The following is a 21,845-nucleotide window of genomic DNA, read 5'->3' on the forward strand; positions in this document are numbered from 1 at the left end:
TGGCAGCATGAAACAAGCGCCCAAGCAAAGTTTGAACCTGGTCACGGCATCCCCTTCGGGCTCGACGCCCGCCGAGGCGCAGGCCTTTCTCGACGCCCATCCGGAGATCGAAGCGTTCGACATCGTGCTGACCGACGCCAATGGCGTGGGGCGCGGCAAGATCGTGCGCCGACATGAGTTGATGAGCATCTTCGAGGGCGGCCGGCACATGCCGATCTCGATCCTCGGCCTCGACATCACCGGCGAGGATGTTCACGAGACCGGGCTGATCTGGACGACCGGCGACGGCGACCTGCGGGCGTGGCCGATCCCCGGCACGCTGGTGCCGCTGTTCGGCACCCAGCCGCCGCGCGGCCAGGTGTTGATGGCGATGTACCATCTCGATGGCCAGCCGATGTCGTCCGACCCGCGGCTGGCGCTCGCCCGCCAGGTAGATATCCTCGCGGCCAAGGGCCTGCATCCGGCCGGCGCCTTCGAGCTCGAGTTCTTCCTGCTCGCCAATGAGCGCGATGCCGAAGGCAAGGTGCAGCCGGCGCATGCGGTGCTCGACGGCCGCCGCTCGGCCAAGACAGAGGTCTATTCCGTCGACCATCTGCACGGCATGGAGCCGCTGTTTTCCGACATCTATGCCGCGGCCAAGGTGCAAGGCATCCCGGCCGAGACGGTCATCTCGGAATATGCGCCCGGCCAGTACGAACTGACGCTCAATTACCGCAAGGACGTGATGCGGGCGGCCGACGATCTCGTCATGCTCAAGCGGCTGGTGCGGGCGCAGGCACGCCGTCATGGTGTCACCGCTTGCTTCATGGCCAAGCCGATCGAGAAGTATGCCGGCTCTGGCATGCATTTTCATGTCTCGCTGCTGGATGATGCCGGCAAGAACGTCTTTGCCGAAGCCGGCGGCGAAAGCTGGTCGCTTCCGCTGCTGCGCGGTCTCGGCGGACTGATCCAGACGATGGCGGAATCGATGCTGGTGTTCGCGCCGCACGCCAATTCATGGCGGCGCTTCGTATCGCAATCCTATGCGCCGGTGGCGCCGACCTGGGGCGTCAACAACCGTTCGGTGGCGCTGCGTGTGCCGGCCGGCGATGCCAAGAACCGCCGCATCGAGCACCGGCCATCGGGCGTCGACGCCAACCCTTATCTAGTCGCGGCAACGGTGCTGGCCGGCATCACTAGGGGTCTCGACGAAGGTCTTGACCCCGGCCCTGAAACCACCGGCAATGGCTACGAATCCGCCGTCACGCGCACGACGATGCCGGTCGACTGGCGTGCCGCGATCGAGGCGGCAAGGGCGTCGACCTTCCTCAAGGGCGCATTGGGCGAAGACCTGCACCGGACATTCGTGGCGATCAAGCAGTCGGAATATCTGCGCGTGGCGCGCACGGTCAGCGAACTGGATTATCACCTCTATCTGCACGAGGTTTAGGGCTTCACATCGTCGGCCATCTGCCGGTGAAGGCCCATGCGAAATAATTTCAGCGGAACCTTCGGCGGGCTTTGCTCATTGCGTGTCTGATTGCAGGAGCGAACAAGGCCGCCTTAGTCATGATCGCCAGGATGCAGACAACCCCGACGCCGCACCATGCCAAGGTGCAGTCGAGAGGCTTGCCTGCAAGCAAGTCCCCGGACACGACAGAAATCGACGCCAGGACGATTCCTGAACTGCGCGAAACGGCCAAGATCTGCCGCCGCTGTCCGCTATGGCGCGATGCCACGCAGACCGTGTTCGGTGAGGGTCCTGATAAAGCCAAGGTGATCTTCGTCGGCGAACAGCCGGGCGACCAAGAGGACCTGGCGGGCAAGCCTTTCGTCGGTCCGGCCGGCAAGGTGTTCGACGCGATCCTGGATGATGCCGGCGTCGATCGGCTGAAAGTCTACGTCACCAACGCGGTTAAGCATTTCAAGTTCGAGCCGCGCGGCAAGCGGCGCATCCACTCCAAGCCGAATGCCGGCGAGGTGCAGGCTTGCCGCTGGTGGCTGGACAAAGAGATCGATCTGATCAAGCCCAACCTGGCGGTGGCACTCGGCGCCACTGCAGCGCAGGCGCTGCTCGGCAAGGTGGTGCCGATCATGAAGATGCGCGGGGCGGTAGTGGAGCGCGACGATGGCTTGCGTGTCTTCGTCACCATCCACCCGTCCTTCATTCTGCGCATTCGCGAGCCGGCGGACAAGCGGGCCGAACGCGAGCGGTTCCTGCAGGATATGAGAGCGGTGAAAAGGCTGATGGCGGCCTGAGCTATTTGATCAATATCGCCCGGAGATCGTTGATGTTTGTGCCGGTCGGACCGGGTACGAAAAGGTCATCTACGGCATTGAATGCCGTCCAGGCGTTGTTGCCGGCAAGCATGGCCTTGGCATCGACGCCCGCCGCGCGCATCCGCGAAACTGTCGAGCCGTCGGCGAAGGCGCCGGCATTGTCTTCCGAACCGTCAATGCCGTCGGTGTCGGCGGCCAGTGCGTGCACGCCCGCCATGCCGGTGATGCCGATGGCGAAGGCGAGCAGGAATTCCGAGTTACGGCCGCCTTTGCCTTTCGCGCGCAGGGTCACCGTCGTCTCGCCGCCCGACAGGATCAGCACCGGCTTTGCAAATGGCCGGCTGCGCGTCGCCACCTCGCGCGCGATTGCGGCGTGGATGCCACCGACCTCGCGTGCCTCGCCCTCGATGGAATCGGAGAGAATGACGGCCTGAATACCTCGGCGCTTCGCTTCGGCCGCTGCTGCTTCCAGCGAGACGCCGGCCGAAGCGATCAGATGCACCTCGTTGCGGATAAAACGCGGATCGTCCGGACGTGGCGCATCGGCCGCCGGCGACTTGATATGCGCCATGACCGAAGCCGGCAGCTTCATGCCATAGGCAGCGATCGACGCCAGTGCGTCCTCACGGCTGCCTATGTCCGGCACGGTCGGACCAGAAGCGACCAGAGCCGGATTGTCGCCCGGAATGTCTGATACCACCAGCGAGACCACCTTGGCCGGATATGCGGCGGCCGCCAGCCTGCCGCCCTTGATGGTGGAAAGGTGCTTACGGATCGTGTTCATCGCGGCGATCGGCGCGCCGGAGGCGAGCAGCGCCTCGTTGACGGCGATCTCATCGGCCAGCGTCAGACCTTCGGCGGGTGACGGCAGCAGCGCCGAGCCACCGCCGGAAATGAGCGCTATGACCAGGTCGTCCGCAGTCAGTCCCTGGACTTTTTCGAGCAGCCGTCGCGAAGCTTCCAGCCCGGCGGCATCCGGCACCGGATGCGCCGCCTCGATGATCTCGATGCGCCGGCAGGCCGCGCCATAGCCGTAGCGGGTGACGACCAAACCTTCGATCGGCCGGTCCCACACTTTCTCGAAAGCCGCCGCCATCTGCGCCGAGCCTTTTCCTGCACCGATGACGATCGTGCGGCCCTTCGGCCTTGCGGGCAAATGATTCTTGATCGTCCTCTGGGGATCGGCGGCGGCAACGGCGGCGTTGAAGATGGATATAAGGAAGGATTTCGGGTCGAGAATGGTCATACTGAGCTGCCACCGACGTTCTGCGAACTTCTGCGGCGTTTGCGCTGCCCCTCACCCTTACCCTCTCCCCGTCTAGAGACGGGGAGAGGGGGTAGCCAGCGTTGGAGCGCTTCCCTTCTCCCAGTCGCTAGACGGGGAGAAGGTGCCGGCAGGCGGATGAGGGGCGGCGCCAACGTCACGATGTTGCTTCCGGCGGCAGGACCAACTCCTGGTTATCCACGCCCAAATAGGCACAGAGCGCATCGACGACCACACCATGGTCCTCACGCTCCGGCAGGCCCGAGACGGCGATCACGCCGATGACACCGGCGCCCTTGACAGTGATGGGAAAGCCGCCGCCGGCCAGCACGTAGTCGACAATGTCCAGCCCCTCGCCAGGCTTGAAGCTGCGGTCGGGGCGCTGCTGCTCCAGCACCATGTGGTAGGTGCTTTTCAGGAATCGCCGCACGACGTTGATCTTGCGCCGCGCCCAGTCCGGATTGGAAGCGTTCGAGCCGGGCATTGCCGCATAGAACAGCGGCCGATCGAAGGTTCTGATATCGATGATGATCGGCAGGTTCTCGGTCAAAGCCCGGTCGCGGATCGCCGAGCCGATCTCGAAAGCGACAGCCTCGTCGAAGGCGGAGAAAACAAGCGCGGCTTCCTGTTTCTTGATCAGAGCGATGTCGTCCGCAACGGCCATGTCGTTCCCCTGTCAATCTCGCCGCACGCTTTGGCCGATGGCTGCCGTTCGGTCAAGCCGGGACGCCGGGACCAGCTAGGTCGCCATGTCCGCCTTAGCTGCCCGACCGGCGACATAGACCTCGTGCACGGCGCGGTCGTCGCCGAGCGTCTGCAGCAGAAACAATTCCTCGGCGAGCGTGTCCGCCGTCTCCACCCGCAGCCGCATCGCCGGCGTGGCGCGGGCGTCGAGCACGACGATATCGGCGTCGCTGCCTTCCTCCAGAGTGCCGATCTTTTCCACAAGCGACAGCGCCTCAGCATTGCCGCGGGTCAGTTGCCAGAATGACTGAAACGGATTGAGCTTCTCGCCATTCAGCGCGATCACCTTGTAGCCCTCGTCCATGGTGCGCAGCATCGAATAGTTGGTGCCACCGCCGACATCGGTGGCGGCGGCGATGCGGAGCGGCTTCTCGCGGCGGCGATAGCGCTGATAATCGAACAGGCCCGAGCCGAGAAACAGGTTGGAGGTCGGGCAGAACACCGCCACCGAGCCGCTATCGGAAAGCGCATCCGCCTCGCGTTCCGACAGATGGATGCAATGGCCGAACAGGCTTCTGCGCCCGAGCAGCCCGTAATGCTCATAAACATCGGTATAGTCGCGCGCCTGCGGATGAAGCTGCTGCGTGAAGGCGATCTCGGCGTGGTTTTCCGACAGATGCGTCTGCATATGCAATTGCGGATATTCGCGGCAGAGCGCGCCCGCCGTTTCCAATTGCTCGGGTGACGAGGTGATGGCGAAGCGCGGGGTGATGGCATAGTGCTGGCGCCCCTTGCCGTGCCACTCCTCGATCAGCGCCTTGCTGTCGTCATAACCCGATTGCGGCGTGTCGAGCACGCCGTCCGGCGCGTTGCGGTCCATCATCACCTTGCCGGCGATGTTGAGCATGTTGCGGTCATGCGACTCGGCAAAGAACGCCTCGGCCGATTCCTTGTGTACCGAGCAATAGGCGGCGACAGTCGTCGTGCCATGACGCAATACTTCATCCAGGAACAGCCTGGCGATACGGCGGCCATGCTGAGCGTTCCCGAATTTTGTCTCTTCCGGAAAAGTGTAGGTGTTCAGCCAGTCGAGCAGCTCGGCGCCGAAGGAAGCGATGACCTGCATCTGCGGAAAATGCGCGTGCGCATCGATGAACCCGGGCAGCAGCAGATGCGGCCGATGGTCGACCTTTCTTGTTCCCTCGCCCGCCTTTTTCTCGACCTCGGCATAGGCGCCGGCGGCAATGATCCTACCATCGCGGAGCAGCAGGCCGCCATCTTGCTCGTAGCGCCAGGCGGAATGGTCGTCGACGGTTTCGGGCCAGCGCAAAAACGACAGCGTGCGGCCGCGCAGGAGCGTGCTGGTCATTTCCTTGCGCCTTCGAACCATGCCACCAGCAGCGCCCGTTCCTTGTCGGTGATCTGGGTGACGTTGGCGGGCGGCATGGCGTGGCTGCGGCCGGCCTGCAGGTAGATCTCGCCGGCGTGCTCGGCGATGCCGGCATCGGTGTCGAGCATCACGCCCTTCGGCGCGTGGTAGATGCCCTCGTAGGACGGCTCCGCGGCGTGGCACATCGAACAGCGGCCAAGCACCGTATCGCGCACGGCAGGGAAATGCGCCGAGGCAACGTAGACCTGGGCCGCCGCCGACGCCTTCGCCTCGCCGGTCAGCAACTTCGGCACCGTCGACAGCCAGATGATGACCAAGAACAGCACGGCCGCCGCCAGCCAGGTCCAGGTCGGATTGCCTTTGCGCGCATGCCTGGTGTTGAAATAGTGCCGGATCAGCACGCCGATGATGAACACCAGCGAGGCGATGACCCAGTTGAACTCTGTCCCGAACGCCAGCGGATAATGGTTCGACAGCATCAGGAACAAAACGGGCAGCGTCAGGTAGTTGTTGTGCAGCGAGCGCTGCTTGGCGATCTTGCCGTATTTCGGATCGGGCTTACGGCCGGCGATCAGGTCGGCGACGACGATCTTCTGGTTGGGGATGATGACCATGAAGACGTTGGCCGACATGATCGTCGCGGTGATGGCGCCAAGATGCAGGAACGCGGCGCGGCCGGTGAACAGGTGGGTCAGTCCCCAGGCCATGAATACCAGCACCCCATACAGCACCAGCATCAGGCCGGTGTCGCTGTTGCCGAGCGGCGAACGGCACAGGAGATCGTAGACCACCCAGCCGACGCCGATCGTCGCCAGCGACAGCAAGATGCCTGTAGGCACCGACATGGCAAGCACATTCGGATCGATCAGGAACAGGTCCGCCCCGGCATAATAGACCACGCACAGCATCGCGAAGCCTGACAGCCAGGTGGCGTAGGATTCCCACTTGAACCAGGTCAGGTGCTCGGGCATTTCGGCCGGTGCCACCAGATATTTCTGCACGTGGTAGAAGCCGCCGCCATGCACCTGCCATTCCTCGCCGAAAGCGCCTGCAGGCATGCCCGGGCGTTGGCGCAGGCCGAGGTCGAGCGCGACGAAATAAAAGGACGAGCCGATCCAGGCGATGCCGGTGACGACGTGCAGCCAGCGCACGGCGAAACTCAGCCAATCCCAGAATATCGCGAAATCCATCATGAAAAATCGTCCCTGCCGATCGACTGACTTTACGGACTGGAGCGCAAACGGAAAGGGCTGAGGTGCACGATGACTTTCAAAAAAAATTGGAAAATACTAGGCTGATCATACGCAGCCACATGAGAGCCCCGAAAGCCGCATGGCCTATCTCGATAACATCGCCGTTTTTGTTCGCGTCGTCGAACTCGGCAATTTGTCGGCGGCTGGGCGCGACATGCGCATTTCGCCGGCGGTCGCTTCCAACCGGATCAAGGAGCTCGAGAAGCATCTCGGTGTCAGGCTGTTCAACCGCACGACGCGGCAGTTGATGCCGACCGAGCACGGCACGGTGTTCTATTCCGGCGCCAAGCAGGTGCTCGAGGCGGTCACCGAGGCCGAAGCTGCGGTCAGCGCGTTATCCGGCCAGCCGCGCGGCACCATAAAGGTGACAGCGCCGCTCGGCCTCGGGCGGAGACTGGTGGCATCCGGCATCCCGGATTTCCACGACAGATACCCAGATATCGAGGTGCGGCTCCGGCTTTCCGACCACAATGTCGATATCATGAAGGAAGGCATCGACGTTGCGTTCCGGCTGGGCATCATCGAGGATTCCAGCCTCAGGATGCGCGGCATCATGGACTGCGAGCGAGTGCTGGTGGCGGCTCCGCAATATCTGGAGGCGCGCGGCGAGCCGAGCGAGCCGAGCGAGTTGATCGGCAAGAAGCACGATTGCCTGATGCTGCGCTATTCCGGCGCGCGCGAATATGTCTGGACCCTGCAGACGCGGAACGGGCCGCAAAAGTTCGAAGTGCACGGCCCCTACGATACCGATGACGGCGACGTGCTGACCGGCTGGGCGCTGTCCGGCCGCGGCATCATCAACAAGCCGCGCTTCGAGGTCGAGCCGTTTATCCGCGACCAGCGGCTGAAGGTGATCCTGAGCAAAACGCCGCCGACGCCGGTGCAATTCGCCGCCGTCTACCCGCATAAGAAGCTGCAGGATCCGAAGGTGCGGCTGCTGCTCGACTTCATGGCCGAGCGCTGCCAGCGGCTGATCAGGGATATTCTGGCCGGCAAATGATCGCCGGCTGGCCGGTTGCTTTCCGTCCAGCCGGCGAAGATATTTCTTATGGAATCTCACTCACCAGGGAAGACCGATGGCCAGCGGCGCCACAATGCATCTAGCCGTTTCACTAGCTCCGGAAACTGCTCCCTCCTCTCCGTCCGACGTCGTTCCGGATTTCAGTCTGCTGACGCGGTCCGTGCAAAAAGCCGAAGCGGCCGGCCTGGATATGGTGTTGCTCGCCGATTCCGCGCCGGTTGCAGGCGGACCGAACCGGCAAATGCGCTTCGAAGCAACGACCTTGCTGGCAGCGCTGGCGACGGTGACAAGCAAGATCGGTCTCATCGCCGCGGCGTCAATGGTCGCCCACCAGCCCTATAATCTCGCGCGCCGTTTCGCTTCGCTCGACATTATCAGCCATGGCCGCGCCGGCTGGAACGCCAGCATGATGCCCGACCCGCGCGAGGCGGCCAATTTCAGCCGACCGGAAGGGTTTTCCGGCGACGCATTCCGCCTGCGCGCCGAGGAATTCGTCGGCATCGTGCAAGGCTTGTGGAAAGGCTGGGACGCAGACGCGCTTCTGTTCGACAAAAGTGGCGGCCGCTTCTTCGATCCCGAGAAGATGCACCTTCTCGACCACAGGGGCGAATATTTTTCTGTGCGCGGGCCGCTCAACGTGGCGCGGTCGCCGCAGGACACGCCGGTGCTGGTCATGTCGGGCCTGTCCGAGCCCGACATGGATATCGCCGCCCGCACCGCCGATGTTGTCCTGCTAGACCAGCGATCGATCGACTGGGCTGACGATCTGAAGCGCCGTGCGCTTGCCTTCGGGCGCAGGCCGGAGGGGCTGAAGGTGCTGATGAATGTTGTCACGGATGGCGAGATGGCCGCCATGCCGGATATGTTTGCGGATAGGCTCGAAGAGTGCTTTCGCTCGAAAGCCTGCGACGGTTTCAACATCGCCGTGCCGCTCACGTCGGCGCTCGACGATTTCATCGGTCTCGTGCTGCCGGAGCTTCGCCGCCGCGGCCTTGTCCGGTCCGGCTACAGCGCGGCGACACTGCGGGCCCATCTCGGGCTTGCAGGGGAGGATCGGCAATGAGCGCCGGTCGAGGCCAGATGAAGCTCGGCGCCTTCCTATGGGCGACAGGCCACCACATCGCCGCCTGGCGCCATCCGCAGGCGCATGTCACGGCTGGCATCGACATCGATCATTACATCCAGCTGGCGCGGACGGCGGAAGCGGCGAAGTTCGACATGATCTTCTGCGAGGACGCCGCCGGTGTGCGCGAGGCCAATGTCGACATCGCCAGCCAAACGTCGCGCTCGATTGGCTTCGAGCCGATCAGCCTGCTTGCGGCGCTCGCGGTGCAGACGGAGCGCATCGGCCTCGTCTCCACGGCATCGACGAGTTACAACGAGCCTTACGGGCTGGCGCGGACCTTCCTGTCGCTCGACCATCTGAGCGGCGGGCGTGCCGGCTGGAACCTTGTCACTTCGGCCAGCCAGATCGAGGCCGCCAATTTCGGCTCGACCGGTCTGCGCCCGCATGCGGACCGTTACGGGCGGGCGCGCGAATTCGCTGCCGTGGTTGCCGGCCTTTGGCGAGGCCAGGGTGGACACGAAGGCAGAAGTTTTTCGGTGCGTGACCCGCTCGATCTGCCGCGCTCGCCACAAGGTGCACCGGTCATGGTGCAAGCGGGAGCGTCGGACGAGGGTCGTGACCTCGCCGCCCGGACCGCCGACGTGGTCTTTACGGCGGCGCAGACATTCGAGGAAGCGAAGGCCTTCTACGACGACCTCAAGGGACGGCTGGCTGCCTATGGGCGCAAGCCGGACGACCTCAAGATCATGCCTGGGGTGGCGCCGGTCGTCGCGGCAAGCGAAGCGGAAGCCCGGGCAAACATGATGAACTGCAGGAGCTGATACCGGACGATGTCGGCGTTGCGCTGCTTTCCAGCTATCTCAGCATATCCGATCTCTCGCGCTATCCCATCGACGGACCGCTGCCGCAGCTGCCGGCCAGCGAAGGCATGCAGAGCCGGCAGGCGCTCGTCATCGAGCAATCGCGCCGCGACAACCTGTCCATTCGCCAGCTTGCCCGTCATTTCGCCGGCGCGCGCGGCCATTGGCGCGTCGTCGGAACTCCGGCCCAGATCGCCGACCAGCTCGCAGCACGCTTCGAGGGCGGCGCGGCAGACGGTTTCAACCTGATGCCATCCTATTTTCCCGGCGAACTCGATGCCTTTGCCACGCTTGTCGTGCCGGAGCTGCAGCGGCGCGGTCTGTTCCGTACGGATTATGACGGCAGCACGCTGCGCGACCATCTGGGCTTGAAAAGGCCAGCGTAAACGACGAGCGGAACGAAAGTCGGAGATCGCCGTTTTGGGATGCTGTGCCGCGGCGATGAGGGCGTCTGCGCGCATGTTCGATTGACCTTCCACAACCTTCGCCCTCTTCAAACCACGCGGACGCAACCGCCACAGGAGCCGATCATGGATGCCATCGCCACCCGCAACGACCTGCAATCCAATGCCAAGAAAGAGTGTATCGATCTTCTCAACGCCCGCCTCGCCGACGCCATAGATCTGGCCTTGATCACCAAGCAGGCGCACTGGAACGTCAAGGGGCCGCAATTCATCGCCATCCATGAGATGCTCGACACGTTCCGCGAGGAGATCGACGGACATGTCGACACCATTGCCGAGCGCGCCGTACAGCTCGGCGGCACGGCGCTCGGCACGTCGCAGGAGGTGTCGAAGGCGACTATGCTCGAGGCCTATCCGACCGACATCCACAAGACCCGAGATCATCTGGCGGCGCTGATCGACCGCTATGCCGCGACCGCCAAGCGGGCACGCGCGGCGATCGACGAAGCGGCGGGAGCGGGCGACGCCGACACCGCCGACATCTTCACCGCCTATTCACGCTCGCTCGACAAATTGCTGTGGTTCCTCGAGGCACACACGCAGGAACAGGAATAGAAGGAAACGTCAGCCCGCCATCGCCTTGCCACGACGTGCTTTGGACGGAGCTGCCGGTTCTATCGCGTGGGCGGCCAACGCCGTCATGATCTCGGCTGCGGCGAGTGCGGCGATCACTTGCGGGCGCTTGTCCTTGACGGCATCGCCGCCGATCGGCGAGACGAGGCGGTCAAATTCCGCCTCGCTTCCGTCCGCCGACTTAAGGAACCAGTTCCGAAACGTCGCCTTCTTGGTTCTGGAGCCTATCATGCCGACATAGGCGGCATCCCGGCGTTTCAGCGCCTCGGCGACGATCAGGAAATCCAGCGCGTGGTCATGGGTAAGGACGACGAAGGCGGATCCAGCCGGGGCTTCGCGCACCATCGCCTCAGGCATCGGCGTCAAACAGGTTTCGACCGTGTCTGGCATGCCCTCCAGCGCTCCGGCTCGCGTCTCGGCAATGACGACATGCACCGGCAGCAAAGCCACCGCCGAGGCCAACGCATGGCCGACATGGCCGCCGCCGAAGATGTAGACATGCGGCAGCTGCGCCTCCTCGGCTTCCGCCGCCGCGACCAACTTGGCCTCAAGCGCGGCGTCAACCAGCCGGATCAGCACCTCGACCCTGCCGCCGCAGCACTGCCCGATCTCCGGGCCGAGCGCGACGTCGAGCGTCGCGACAGCGTTGCGGCCAGCCCCCTTCTCCCCGTAACTATACGGGGAGAAGGGGCCGGCAGGCGGATGAGGGGCGGCGCCAGCCTCGACAGATTCGCCAGAACCTGAGGCCGATCGACCAAGCATCTGCCGCGCTTTGTCGATCGCCATATATTCGAGCTGGCCGCCGCCGATCGTGCCGAAAGTGGCCGATCCTGAGACGAGCATGAAGGCACCCCTCTCGCGCGGCGTCGAGCCTTTTGTCCCGGCCACCTCAACCAAGGCGACCCGGCAGGCACCGGCAAGAAGGGCTTTCAGGCTCTGCATTTTCGCGTTCATCATTCGCGTTCCCTGTTGGGAAATATAGAGTTTTTCGGCCTGAATTGCACGTTTTCCGGGATTCAAGTGCCGGTCCTGGCTTCTCGCTTCAGCCGTTCGATCGCCATCAGCACCCGCTCCGGCGTGGCCGGCGGGTCGAGGCGCGGGCAGATCTTGTGGCTGGCAACGCTCGCAACTGCGTCCGACAGCGCATGCAGCACCGACATTGCGAGCGGAAAGGGCGGCTCGCCGACCGCCTTGGAGCGGTGCACCGTCGGCTCGCCTGCTTGCGCCCAGTCGGCCAAAGTCACATTAAAAATCTTCGGCCGGTCCGACGCGAGCGGGATCTTGTAGGTCGATGGCGCATGGGTGCGCAGCCGCCCCTTGTCGTCCCACCACAGTTCCTCCGTCGTCAGCCAGCCCATGCCCTGGATGAAGCCGCCCTCGATCTGGCCGAGGTCGATGGCGCGGTTCAGCGAGCGGCCGGTTTCGTGCAGGATGTCGGTGCGCTCGACGACATATTCGCCGGTCAGCGTATCGACCGAGACTTCCGAGCACGCGGCGCCATAGGCGAAATAGTAGAAGGGATGGCCCTCGCCCTTGTCGCGGTCCCAATGGATTTTCGGCGTCTTGTAGAAACCCGCCGCCGAAAGCTGGATGCGCGCCATATAGGCCTGCCTGACGAGATCGGCGAAGGCGATCTCCTGGTTTCCGATGCGCACGCGGTTGGGCAAGAACAGCACCTGGTCGCGCGGCACCTGGTATCTCTCGACGGCGAAATTGATCAACCGGTCCTTGATCTGGCGGGCGGCATTCTGCGCCGCCATGCCGTTGAGATCGGAGCCGGAAGACGCGGCGGTGGCCGAGGTGTTCGGCACCTTGCCGGTCGTCGTCGCGGTGATCTTGACCTGATCGAGGTCGATCTGGAACTCTTCCGCCACGACCTGCGCCACCTTGACATAGAGGCCCTGCCCCATCTCGGTGCCGCCGTGGTTCAGATGCACCGAACCGTCGGTATAGACATGCACCAGCGCGCCGGCCTGGTTGTAGTGGGTGGCGGTGAACGAGATGCCGAACTTGACTGGCGTCAGCGCCAGTCCGCGCTTGATGAAGCGGCTGTTGGCATTGAAAGCATCGATGGTGCGGCGGCGCCTCGCATAGTCGGAACTCGCCTCCAGCTCGGCGACGATGCGGTGGATGATGTTGTCCTCGACCGTCTGGTGATAGGGCGTGATGTTGCGGTCGCTGGTGCCGTAGAAATTCTTCTTGCGGATTTCGAGCGGGTCCTTGCCGACGGCAAACGCGACTTCGTCGATGACGCGCTCGGCGCCGACCATGCCTTGCGGGCCGCCGAAGCCGCGAAAGGCAGTGTTCGATACCGTGTTGGTGTAGAGCGGCGCCGATTGCGCGTGCACCGCCGGCCAGAAATAGGTGTTGTCACAATGGAACAGCGCGCGGTCAGTGACCGGGCCGGAGAGGTCGGCCGAGAAGCCGCAGCGCGCCGCGAACATGAAATCTACGCCCAGAATATTGCCCTGGTCGTCGAAGCCGACCTCGTAGTCGACGAGGAAATCGTGGCGTTTGCCGGTGGCGATCATGTCGTCGTCGCGGTCGGGCCGGATTTTCACGGCCCGATGATGTTTCTTCGCGGCGATAGCGGCCAATGCCGCAAACTGATTGCCTTGCGTTTCCTTACCGCCGAAAGCGCCGCCCATCCGGCGGATTTCCACCGTCACCGCATGGCTCGGCACACCCAGCGCATGGCTGACCATGTGCTGGATTTCGCTCGGGTGCTGGGTCGAGGAATAGATGGTCACGTCGTGGTCCTCGCCGGGGATGGCCAAGGCGATATGACCTTCGAGATAGAAATGCTCCTGGCCGCCTATGCGCATTTTTCCCTTGAGCCGGCGCGGCGCCGCATTGATCGCAGCCGCTGCATCACCGCGCTTCAGCGTCAGCGGCGGCGTGACCAGCTTATCTTTCCGGGGATCGAGCTCACCGACATCGGCGACGAACGGCAATTCCTTGTATTCGACCTTGGCCAGCCTCGTTGCACGGCGCGCCTGCTCGCGGGTTTCGGCAATGACGCAGAAGATCGGTTGGCCAAAGAATTGCACCTTGCCGTCGGCCAGCACCGGCTCGTCGTGACGGCCGGTCGGCGAAATGTCGTTCTCGCCTGGCACGTCGCTCGCCGTCAGCACGTCGATGACGCCGGGTGCCGCGCGCACCGCCGACAGGTCCATGCTGGTGATGGTGGCATGCGTCGCCGTCGAAAGCCCAAGGCAGCCGTGCAGCGTGCCGGCCGGTTCCGGCATGTCGTCGATATAGACGGCCGTGCCACTGACATGCTTGTGCGCGGAATCATGGCGCTGGTCGGTGGCGACGCCGCCGGCGATTTTTTGCGCCTTCAGGTTGGGGGTGGCGTGCTTGTTCATCATGCCGCCTCGTGCCGTGATACCTGGATCGGCGCCCGGGTACCGGTGGTTTCGGCAAAGAAGCGCAGCAGCAGGTTGCGCGCCGCCAGCGCCCGGTATTCGGCGCTTGCCCGCATGTCGGTCAGCGGCGTGAAATCGTCGGCATACGCGGCCATCGCCGCCTCGACCGTCGCTTCCGTCCAGGGCTTGCCAAGCAATGCCTTTTCGACGCCAAAGGCTCGCTTCGGCGTTGCCGCCATGCCGCCATAGGCGATGCGCACATCCGCCACCGTGCCATGCTCGGCGAGCTTCAGGAAAAACGCGCCTAGCGCTGCTGTGATGTCTTCGTCGCGGCGCTTGGTGATCTTGTAGACGGCAAATTTCGTCTCGCTACCTGGCACCGGAACATGTGCGGCCTCGACGAATTCGCCGGGCTGCCGGTCCTGCTTGCCATAGGCGATGAAAAACTCCTCGAGCGGGATCGTTCGACGCTTGTTGCCGCGGCGCAGCGTCAGGCGGGCACCGAGTGCGATCAGCGGCGGCGGCGTGTCGCCGATCGGCGAACCGTTGGCGATATTGCCGCCGATGGTGCCCATGTTGCGCACCTGATCGCCGCCGATGCGGTCGAACAGCGGGCCGAGCGCCGGGATGCGTTTCGCCAGCGTCGAGAAGGCTTCGCTATAGGTGACACCGGCGCCGATCGAGACGACGCCCTTGTCCTCGGAAATCCCGCACAGACCATCGAGATTGCCGATGAAAACCGCCGGCGCAATATCGCGCATGTGCTTGGTCACCCAAAGGCCGACATCGGTCGAACCCGCGACGATAGTGGCGCCCGGCTCCTTGACGAGTACGCCGGCCAGATCGTCGGCATTGGCCGGCACGATCAGCCGCATGCTGCCGGAGCCGATCTCGATGCGCGAACCGTCCTTCATCGCTTCGAGCTTAGCCGTGACTGACTTGCGCTCCGCCGCCAGCGGATCCTTTGCCGCCGGGCTGTAGCTGGAGATGGCACGTGCGGCGCGCATGATCGCCTCGTAGCCGGTGCAGCGGCAGAGATTGCCTTGCAGCGCCTTTTCGATGGCGGCGTCCGACGGCTCCGGCGTCCGCATCCACAGAGCATAAAGCGACATGACGAAACCCGGTGTGCAGAAGCCGCATTGCGAGCCGTGGAAATCGACCATCGCCTGCTGCACGGGATGCAGTTTTCCTGCGTCGCCGCGCAGATGCTCGACGGTAACGACATGCGTGCCGTCTAGCGAGCCAAGGAAGCGGATGCAGGCATTGACGCTTTCATAGACCAGTGTTCCACCGGAGAGCCTGCCGACCAGCACCGTGCAAGCGCCACAGTCGCCCTCGGCGCAACCCTCCTTGGTGCCGCGCAGCGAGCGGTCGAGCCGCAGCCAATCGAGCAGGGTCTGGTCGGGTGCAACCGTGCTGAGCGCGACGTCCTCGCCATTGAGGATGAACCGGATTTCGTTGCGTGTCTTGATCCCGGCCATCTCAGCTTCCCCGGTAAGTCGAATAGCCGTACGGGGACAGAAGCAGCGGCACATGATAGTGCACCGGCTCGGCCATACCGAAGCGGATCGGCACATGGTCGAGGAAGGCCGGTTCCGGCAGTTTTGTCCCTTGCCGGCGCAGATAATCGCCAGCCGCAAAGACCAGCTCGTATTCGCCGGTACGGAATTCCGCGCCGGCAAGCAGCGGAGCATCGCAACGGCCGTCATCATTGGTGACGACCGTTTTCAGATGCGTCCGGGCCTGACCGTCAAGATGATAGAACTCGATCGACAGACCGGCCGCCGGTTTGCCGGCCGCAGTGTCGAGGACGTGGGTCGTCAGGCGCCCGCCTTCGGCTTTCGACGTTTCCGCCACTGGCTGCTCCATTCCCTGCACAGTCGAACACTATTCATGAATTGTGCGCCAATTAAAGGCGATGCATAAGTCCCGGTCGAGCGGAGCGCGACAAAAACACTTTCAAAAATTTCGGGGGAATGCGCAGGCACTCCTTTCGACTATCCTGATCACAATTTCCGGCAGGAGCGAGAATGCGTTACGAACGAGACATGCGGGGCTATGGAGCCAATCCGCCGGATCCGAAATGGCCCGGCGGGGCGCATGTCGCGGTGCAGTTCGTCGTCAATTACGAAGAGGGCGGCGAGAATTGCGTCCTCCACGGCGACAAGGCTTCGGAGGCTTTCCTGTCGGAGATCGTCGGCGCCGCGCCCTGGCCCGGCCAGCGCCACTGGAACATGGAATCGATCTACGAATACGGCGCCCGTTCCGGCTTCTGGCGATTGCTGCGCCTGTTCAGCGCGGCGCAAGTGCCGGTCACCTGCTACGGCGTCGCCACGGCCCTGGCGCGTTCGCCCGATCAGGTTGCGGCGATGCAGGAGGCCGGCTGGGAGATCGCCTCGCACGGGCTGAAATGGATCGACTACCGCGACCATGCGCCAGAAGACGAGCGCCGCGACATGGAAGCGGCGATCCGGCTGCATTATGAGGTCACAGGCGCGCGGCCGACCGGCTGGTACACCGGCCGCACCTCGATCAACACGGTGCGGCTGGCGGCGGAAGAGGGCGGCTTCGACTATGTGTCGGACACCTATGACGACGAACTGCCCTACTGGTTCGAGCATGTGACACCGAACGGGTCGGCGAAGCCGCAGCTGGTCATCCCCTATACGCTCGACGCCAACGACATGCGCTTTGCCACGCCGCAGGGCTTCAACTCCGGCGACCAGTTCTTTGCCTATCTCAGGGATAGTTTCGACACGCTCTATGCCGAGGGCAAGGCAGGGCGGCCGCGCATGATGAATATCGGCCTGCACTGCCGCCTCGTTGGGCGGCCGGGCCGGGTCGCGGCACTGAAGCGCTTCATCGACTACGTCAAATCACACGACAAGGTCTGGCTGGCACGGCGCATCGACATTGCAAAACATTGGCAGGAGACGCATCCGTTCCGGTTGCCGGCATTGCGCCCGTCGAAAATGGAATTCGAGGCCTTCGTCCACGCATTCGGCGGCGTCTTCGAACATTCGCCGTGGATTGCCGAGCGCGCCTACGAGTTGGAACTCGGCCCGGCGCATGACAGTGCCGGCGGCCTGCACAACGCGCTCTGCCGCGTCTTTCGCGCGGCCAGCGAGGCCGAGCGGCTTTCCGTGCTCAATGCCCACCCCGACCTTGCCGGAAAACTGGCGCAGGCCAAGCGGCTAACCGCGGAATCCTCCAGGGAACAGGCTTCGGCCGGGCTAGACGCGCTGACCGACAACGAGCGCGAGCTGTTCGCAAAGCTCAATGCCGCCTACGTCACCGGTTTCGGTTTCCCGTTCATCATTGCGGTGAAGGGCAAGACCAAGGAGGACATCCTGGCCGAGTTCGAAACGCGTATCGGCAACAGCCGCGATGTCGAATTCGAAACCGCCTGCAGACAGGTCGAGCGCATCGCGCTGCTTCGTCTCAAGGACATGCTTCCACAATAGGCTTTGGCTGCCGCGATGGGCCCTGGCTTCCGCAACAGGCTTGAATTTATGGATATGATGAAAATGGCCGAGCGAACCTATTATGCGCCGCAGGGCGGACATCCCGGCCAGAGTGAATTGCTGACCGGACGCGCCGTGTTCACACAGGCCTATGCCGTAATCCCCAAAGGCGTGATGCAGGACATCGTCACCAGCGCCTTGCCGTTCTGGGATGGGACACGGGTCTGGGTGCTGTCGCGGCCGCTGTCGGGTTTTGCCGAGACGTTTTCGCAATACATCGTCGAGCTCGCGCCCGGCGGCGGCAGCGACCGGCCAGAACCGGATGATGATGCCGAGGGCGCGATATTCGTGGTTGAAGGCGAGCTGAGCGTGTCGCTAGCCGGAAAGAAGCATGTGCTCAGGCCGGGCGGGTTCGCGTTTCTGCCGCCAGCGAGCGGGTGGACGGTGCGCAACGAAAGCGGCGCTGCCGTCCGCTTCCACTGGATCCGAAAGGCTTACGATGCGGTCGACGGCATCGAGCTGCCGCAAGCGTTCTTCGCCAACGAACAGGATATCGTACCGACGCCGATGCCAGGTACCGAAGGCCGCTGGGCAACAACGCGCTTCGTCGATCCTGAAGACATCCGCCACGACATGCATGTCACCATCGTGACGCTCGAGCCGGGCGCGGTCATTCCCTTCGCCGAGACGCATGTCATGGAGCACGGGCTTTATGTGCTGGAGGGCAAGGCGGTCTACCGTCTCAACCAGGACTGGGTCGAAGTCGAGGCCGGCGACTATATGTGGCTGCGCGCCTTCTGCCCGCAGGCTTGTTATGCCGGCGGGCCAGGCAAATTCCGCTACCTCCTCTACAAGGACGTGAACCGCCACGCCAAGCTCGGCGGTGTGGGCATCGAGGGTCGCGCGCGGTGATCCGCATCGTCGCGCGGCCGCTGACCCGCGAGAATTTCGCCGAATTCGGCGACGTCATCGATATGGGCGGCGACAACCATTATCCGATCAATGGCGGCAAGGCCGAGCGCTATCACGATCTCGCCACCGCTGAAGCACGAGGGCCGAATGCGCACGTGCTGATCTCGATGGTGCGTGGCACGCCCTATGAGCTGCCGTTGAAGCTTACCATGGTCGAGCGCCATCCGTTTGGCAGCCAGGCCTTCATTCCGCTGTCACCACGGCCGTTCCTGGTCATCGTCTGCCATGACGGCGAGGAAGGCCCGGGCGAGCCGCATGCGTTCATCACCGCGCCCGGGCAAGGCGTCAACTATCCGCGCAATTTGTGGCACGGCGTGCTGACGCCGATCGGCGAGCCCCAGGACTTCCTGGTCGTCGACCGGGGCGGCGACGGCTCCAACCTCGAAGAGTGCCACTTCTCGCACGCTTATGAGATTCATCTTCCCGATGGGAGCCGGTGATGGCTGACATTTCGCTGATCGACCGCCTGCTCGACGTCATAGAGCACGACATCGTGCCGAAGACGGCGAAGGGTGTCGCGCATGGCAACAAGTTGTTCGGCGCGGCGATCCTGCGCAAGGACGACAGCTCGCTGGTGCTTGCCGAAACCAACAATGAGACGGAAAACCCGCTGTGGCACGGCGAGGTGCATTGCCTGAAGCGCTTCTACGAAATGCCGAAGGCCGAGCGCGTCGACACCGCGGATGCCATCTTTCTCGCCACGCACGAACCTTGCTCGCTCTGCCTGTCGGCGATCACCTGGACCGGCTTCGACAATTTCTACTATCTGTTCAGCCACGAGGATTCGCGCGACAGTTTCGCTATCCCGCACGATTTGAAGATCCTGAAAGAGGTCTTCACCCTCGATCCCGGCGGCTACAATGCCGAGAATGCCTATTGGAAGAGCTTTTCGATCCGCAGACTGGTACGATCGCTGTCGGGGCCTGAGCGCGAGCGGCTGGAGGCGCGGATCAGCGCCATCTCTGCAATCTACGACGAACTGTCCGGCGCTTACCAGGCGAGCAAGGCCGAAAACGACATCCCGTTGAATTGACGCGGATTGACCAGCCGAATTCGTTGGCTGGCCCACGACGACATCCTGCGGACTCCATCATCTGGCGCTCCTGGAGTCTGCCGGCATGAAAATCGTCACTGAATTCCCACGAAAGATCGTCGAATTTCCGGATATGGGGATCGTCATGCCGGACGGCTGCCGGCTGTCGGCGCGGGTGTGGATGCCGGCCGATGCCGCCGACGATCCGGTGCCGGCAATCCTCGAACATCTGCCCTATCGCAAGCGCGACGGCACGATCTATCGTGATCAGCTGACGCATCCCTATTTCGCAGGCCACGGCTACGCCTCGATCCGCGTCGACATGCGCGGCAACGGCGATTCCGAAGGGCTGATGGACGATGAATATTCCGAGCAGGAATTGCAGGACGCTTGCGACGTCATAGCCTGGGCGGCGGCGCAGCCCTGGTGCAACGGCAATGTCGGCATGATGGGCATTTCGTGGGGCGGCTTCAACTGCCTGCAGGTAGCAGCCAAGCAGCCGGCGGCGCTGAAGGCGGTTATCAGTCTCTGTTCGACAGTCGACCGCTACGCCGACGACATCCACTACAAGGGCGGCTGCCTGCTGATCGAGAATTTCGGCTGGGCTTCGACCATGCTGTCCTATTCGTCGCGGCCGCCGGATCCGTTGCTGGCCGGCGACAACAGATGGCGCGAGCTGTGGCTGACCCGGCTGGAGAACCAGCCCTTCCTGGCGCCGCTGTGGTTGAAGCACCAGCATCGCGACGCCTATTGGAAGCGCGGCTCGATCTGCGAGGACTATTCCGCCATTCATGCCGCGGTGCTGTCGATCGGCGGCTGGCATGACGGTTATCGCAATACGATTTCCCATCTCGCCGCCAATATCGAGGCGCCGGTCAAGGGCATCGTCGGCCCGTGGATCCACAAATACCCGCATTACGCCGCGCCCGAACCGCGCATCGGCTTCCTGCAGGAGGCGTTGCGCTGGTGGGACCGCTGGCTGAAGGACCTCGACACCGGCGTAGAGGCCGACCCGGCCTACCGCGCCTATGTGATGGACAGCGTGCGTCCGGCGCGCTGGCATCCCGAGCGGCCGGGCCGCTGGGTCGCTGAAACGGAATGGCCGTCACCCAACATCAAGACGCAAGAGGTTGAGCTTATCGCTGAAGGCAACCACGCTATCGTCACTTCGCCGCAAAGCTGCGGCCTTGCCGGTGGCGAATATTTCCCCTTCACCTTTGGACCGGAACTGCCGGGTGACCAGCGCCCCGACGATGCGCTGTCGGTGTGTTTCGACCAGCCGGTGCTGAACGAAGCGATCGACATCGTCGGTGCTCCCGAAGTTGCGGTCAGGGGCTCGGCGGACCGGCGCCAGGCGAACATCGCGGTTCGGCTGTGCGACGTCCATCCGGACGGAGCGTCGGAGCTGATCTCCTACGGCGTGCTCAACCTGACGCATCGCAACTCGCACGAATTTCCCGAAGCGCTGGTGCCCGGCGAAATCGTCAACGCCCGGGTGGTGCTCGACCAATGCGCCTATCGCGTGCCGGCCGGTCACCGCTTGCGTGTGGCCATTTCCAACAGCTATTGGCCGATGATCTGGCCGTCGCCGGAGCCGGTCCGGCTGGAATTGTCGGCCGCGACATTGATGCTGCCGCTGCGCCCGCCGGCGACAGGCGACGAGGTCACCTTCCCCGCCCCCCAAGGCGCCACGCCCTGGGCAACCGAAACGGTCCGCGCCGCCAATTCCGAGCGTCATGTCGATCGCGACGAAAAGACCGGAATGATCACGCTTTCCATCGTCGACGATTTCGGTGAGGTGCGCGACCTGGAACACAGCCTTGCCAATGGCAGCATCGCGAGAGAGACGTGGGCGATCCATCCTGACGATCCGCTGTCAGCCTTGGGCAAGACGCATTGGACCCAGACGCTGTCGCGAAATGAATGGTCGGTGCGCACCGAAACCTTCGCCGAAATGCGCTCCGACGCGCAAAGCTTCATGGTTAGCGCCAGAATTGAAGCCTATGAAGGCGAGAAACTGGTCTTCGAGCGCGACTTCGAGGAGAATATCCCGCGGGTACTGCTTTGAGCACTTATAGCGATTGGTCCAATTGCGACGCACGATTTACGCCACGGCATGTCGCATTCGGTCTTGCTTACCCCTTTCCCTTACGGTCATTATTCTCCCGATTGAA

General features: G+C 63.5%; 18 protein-coding genes and 1 pseudogene. 11 read left to right on the forward strand and 8 right to left on the reverse strand.

Translation table 11 applies throughout. The features are described 5' to 3' along the window. The first annotated feature begins 7 nt into the window (after positions 1-7). Together NKI50_RS10405 and NKI50_RS10410 are read left to right on the forward strand one after the other, a co-directional pair. Positions 8-1,429, forward strand: a complete 1,422-nt coding sequence (locus tag NKI50_RS10405) for a glutamine synthetase family protein (protein WP_352547943.1) — start codon at positions 8-10, stop codon at positions 1,427-1,429. Between the two features lie 86 nt (positions 1,430-1,515). Continuing rightward, on the forward strand, positions 1,516-2,238 hold the full coding sequence (locus tag NKI50_RS10410) for a UdgX family uracil-DNA binding protein (RefSeq protein ID WP_280940411.1): 723 nt from the start codon (positions 1,516-1,518) through the stop codon (positions 2,236-2,238). Position 2,239: 1 nt separating this feature from the next. Here the strand turns inward: NKI50_RS10410 and NKI50_RS10415 are convergent, their stop codons facing one another. The 4 genes from NKI50_RS10415 to NKI50_RS10430 form a co-directional block, all read right to left on the reverse strand. Next, positions 2,240-3,505, reverse strand: coding sequence for a glycerate kinase type-2 family protein (locus tag NKI50_RS10415; protein WP_352716446.1), 1,266 nt, complete (start codon positions 3,503-3,505; stop codon positions 2,240-2,242). 175 nt (positions 3,506-3,680) lie between these two features. Then, positions 3,681-4,187, reverse strand: a complete 507-nt coding sequence (locus NKI50_RS10420; RefSeq protein ID WP_352716448.1) for a heme-degrading domain-containing protein — start codon at positions 4,185-4,187, stop codon at positions 3,681-3,683. A gap of 75 nt (positions 4,188-4,262) precedes the next feature. Then, the gene (gene guaD / locus NKI50_RS10425) at positions 4,263-5,576 is read right to left on the reverse strand and encodes a guanine deaminase (RefSeq protein ID WP_023718071.1); all 1,314 of its coding nucleotides are present in this window, start codon (positions 5,574-5,576) and stop codon (positions 4,263-4,265) included. Further along, complete coding sequence (locus NKI50_RS10430; RefSeq protein ID WP_023718072.1) at positions 5,573-6,790, reverse strand: urate hydroxylase PuuD; 1,218 nt, start codon at positions 6,788-6,790, stop codon at positions 5,573-5,575. Before NKI50_RS10430 ends, guaD begins: the two co-directional genes overlap by 4 nt. Before the next feature lie 139 nt (positions 6,791-6,929). On the opposite strand from NKI50_RS10430, the gene NKI50_RS10435 reads away from it, so the two are divergent. The 4 genes and pseudogenes from NKI50_RS10435 (at position 6,930) to dps (ending at position 10,816) form a co-directional block, all read left to right on the forward strand. Continuing rightward, positions 6,930-7,850 carry a LysR family transcriptional regulator gene (locus NKI50_RS10435; protein WP_023718073.1) on the forward strand — a complete coding sequence of 307 codons (921 nt, stop codon included), beginning with the start codon at positions 6,930-6,932 and terminating at the stop codon, positions 7,848-7,850. Positions 7,851-7,926: 76 nt separating this feature from the next. Further along, positions 7,927-8,934, forward strand: a complete 1,008-nt coding sequence (locus tag NKI50_RS10440; RefSeq protein WP_352716450.1) for an LLM class flavin-dependent oxidoreductase — start codon at positions 7,927-7,929, stop codon at positions 8,932-8,934. Further along, positions 8,931-10,183 (forward strand): annotated as a pseudogene (locus NKI50_RS10445) (LLM class flavin-dependent oxidoreductase). The gene NKI50_RS10440 and the pseudogene NKI50_RS10445 overlap by 4 nt, the downstream one beginning before the upstream one ends. Before the next feature lie 144 nt (positions 10,184-10,327). Beyond that, positions 10,328-10,816 (forward strand): DNA starvation/stationary phase protection protein Dps, encoded by a 489-nt coding sequence (gene dps / locus NKI50_RS10450; RefSeq protein WP_023718076.1) that lies wholly within the window; start codon positions 10,328-10,330, stop codon positions 10,814-10,816. 9 nt (positions 10,817-10,825) lie between these two features. On the opposite strand, the gene xdhC is transcribed toward dps, so the two are convergent. From xdhC to uraH, 4 genes are all read right to left on the reverse strand, one after another. After that, positions 10,826-11,788, reverse strand: coding sequence for a xanthine dehydrogenase accessory protein XdhC (gene xdhC, locus NKI50_RS10455; protein WP_352716569.1), 963 nt, complete (start codon positions 11,786-11,788; stop codon positions 10,826-10,828). Between the two features lie 62 nt (positions 11,789-11,850). Continuing rightward, positions 11,851-14,202 (reverse strand): xanthine dehydrogenase molybdopterin binding subunit, encoded by a 2,352-nt coding sequence (xdhB, locus tag NKI50_RS10460; protein WP_352716571.1) that lies wholly within the window; start codon positions 14,200-14,202, stop codon positions 11,851-11,853. After that, entirely contained in the window at positions 14,202-15,683 is a 1,482-nt protein-coding gene (gene xdhA / locus NKI50_RS10465) for a xanthine dehydrogenase small subunit (RefSeq protein WP_352716452.1), read from the reverse strand. The genes xdhB and xdhA overlap by 1 nt, the downstream gene beginning before the upstream one ends. Before the next feature lies 1 nt (position 15,684). Further along, positions 15,685-16,059 (reverse strand): hydroxyisourate hydrolase, encoded by a 375-nt coding sequence (gene uraH, locus NKI50_RS10470; protein WP_352614350.1) that lies wholly within the window; start codon positions 16,057-16,059, stop codon positions 15,685-15,687. A 173-nt stretch (positions 16,060-16,232) separates the two neighbouring features. Between uraH and puuE the strand changes: the two genes are divergently transcribed. The 5 genes from puuE to NKI50_RS10495 all read left to right on the forward strand — a co-directional run bounded on the left by puuE (position 16,233) and on the right by NKI50_RS10495 (position 21,739). Then, positions 16,233-17,666 carry an allantoinase PuuE gene (puuE, locus tag NKI50_RS10475; protein ID WP_352716454.1) on the forward strand — a complete coding sequence of 478 codons (1,434 nt, stop codon included), beginning with the start codon at positions 16,233-16,235 and terminating at the stop codon, positions 17,664-17,666. Between the two features lie 63 nt (positions 17,667-17,729). Then, positions 17,730-18,578, forward strand: a complete 849-nt coding sequence (locus tag NKI50_RS10480) for a bifunctional allantoicase/(S)-ureidoglycine aminohydrolase (RefSeq protein WP_023718081.1) — start codon at positions 17,730-17,732, stop codon at positions 18,576-18,578. Next, the gene (locus NKI50_RS10485) at positions 18,575-19,078 is read left to right on the forward strand and encodes an ureidoglycolate lyase (protein WP_023718082.1); all 504 of its coding nucleotides are present in this window, start codon (positions 18,575-18,577) and stop codon (positions 19,076-19,078) included. The genes NKI50_RS10480 and NKI50_RS10485 overlap by 4 nt, the downstream gene beginning before the upstream one ends. Then, positions 19,078-19,671 carry a nucleoside deaminase gene (locus tag NKI50_RS10490; RefSeq protein WP_023718083.1) on the forward strand — a complete coding sequence of 198 codons (594 nt, stop codon included), beginning with the start codon at positions 19,078-19,080 and terminating at the stop codon, positions 19,669-19,671. The genes NKI50_RS10485 and NKI50_RS10490 overlap by 1 nt, the downstream gene beginning before the upstream one ends. Positions 19,672-19,756: 85 nt before the next feature. After that, positions 19,757-21,739: a CocE/NonD family hydrolase gene (locus NKI50_RS10495; RefSeq protein ID WP_352716456.1), complete on the forward strand. Its 1,983-nt coding sequence runs from the start codon at positions 19,757-19,759 to the stop codon at positions 21,737-21,739. Positions 21,740-21,845 lie beyond the last annotated feature (106 nt).

Origin of the sequence: Mesorhizobium sp. M0563 (genome assembly GCF_040321065.1) — a bacterium.
Taxonomy (GTDB): Bacteria; Pseudomonadota; Alphaproteobacteria; order Rhizobiales; family Rhizobiaceae; genus Mesorhizobium.

Bases quoted from the DNA above. Each gene is read 5' to 3' on its own strand.
- NKI50_RS10415 (WP_352716446.1), bottom strand. From the start codon at position 3,505: ATGACCATTCTCGACCCGAAATCCTTCCTTATATCCATCTTCAACGCC.
- dps (WP_023718076.1), top strand. From the start codon at position 10,328: ATGGATGCCATCGCCACCCGCAACGACCTGCAATCCAATGCCAAGAAA.
- NKI50_RS10490 (WP_023718083.1), top strand. From the start codon at position 19,078: ATGGCTGACATTTCGCTGATCGACCGCCTGCTCGACGTCATAGAGCAC.
- NKI50_RS10440 (WP_352716450.1), top strand. From the start codon at position 7,927: ATGGCCAGCGGCGCCACAATGCATCTAGCCGTTTCACTAGCTCCGGAA.
- guaD (WP_023718071.1), bottom strand. From the start codon at position 5,576: ATGACCAGCACGCTCCTGCGCGGCCGCACGCTGTCGTTTTTGCGCTGG.
- puuE (WP_352716454.1), top strand. From the start codon at position 16,233: ATGCGTTACGAACGAGACATGCGGGGCTATGGAGCCAATCCGCCGGAT.
- NKI50_RS10480 (WP_023718081.1), top strand. From the start codon at position 17,730: ATGGCCGAGCGAACCTATTATGCGCCGCAGGGCGGACATCCCGGCCAG.
- xdhB (WP_352716571.1), bottom strand. From the start codon at position 14,202: ATGAACAAGCACGCCACCCCCAACCTGAAGGCGCAAAAAATCGCCGGC.
- NKI50_RS10405 (WP_352547943.1), top strand. From the start codon at position 8: ATGAAACAAGCGCCCAAGCAAAGTTTGAACCTGGTCACGGCATCCCCT.
- xdhA (WP_352716452.1), bottom strand. From the start codon at position 15,683: ATGGCCGGGATCAAGACACGCAACGAAATCCGGTTCATCCTCAATGGC.
- xdhC (WP_352716569.1), bottom strand. From the start codon at position 11,788: ATGAACGCGAAAATGCAGAGCCTGAAAGCCCTTCTTGCCGGTGCCTGC.
- NKI50_RS10420 (WP_352716448.1), bottom strand. From the start codon at position 4,187: ATGGCCGTTGCGGACGACATCGCTCTGATCAAGAAACAGGAAGCCGCG.
- NKI50_RS10435 (WP_023718073.1), top strand. From the start codon at position 6,930: ATGGCCTATCTCGATAACATCGCCGTTTTTGTTCGCGTCGTCGAACTC.
- NKI50_RS10495 (WP_352716456.1), top strand. From the start codon at position 19,757: ATGAAAATCGTCACTGAATTCCCACGAAAGATCGTCGAATTTCCGGAT.
- NKI50_RS10430 (WP_023718072.1), bottom strand. From the start codon at position 6,790: ATGATGGATTTCGCGATATTCTGGGATTGGCTGAGTTTCGCCGTGCGC.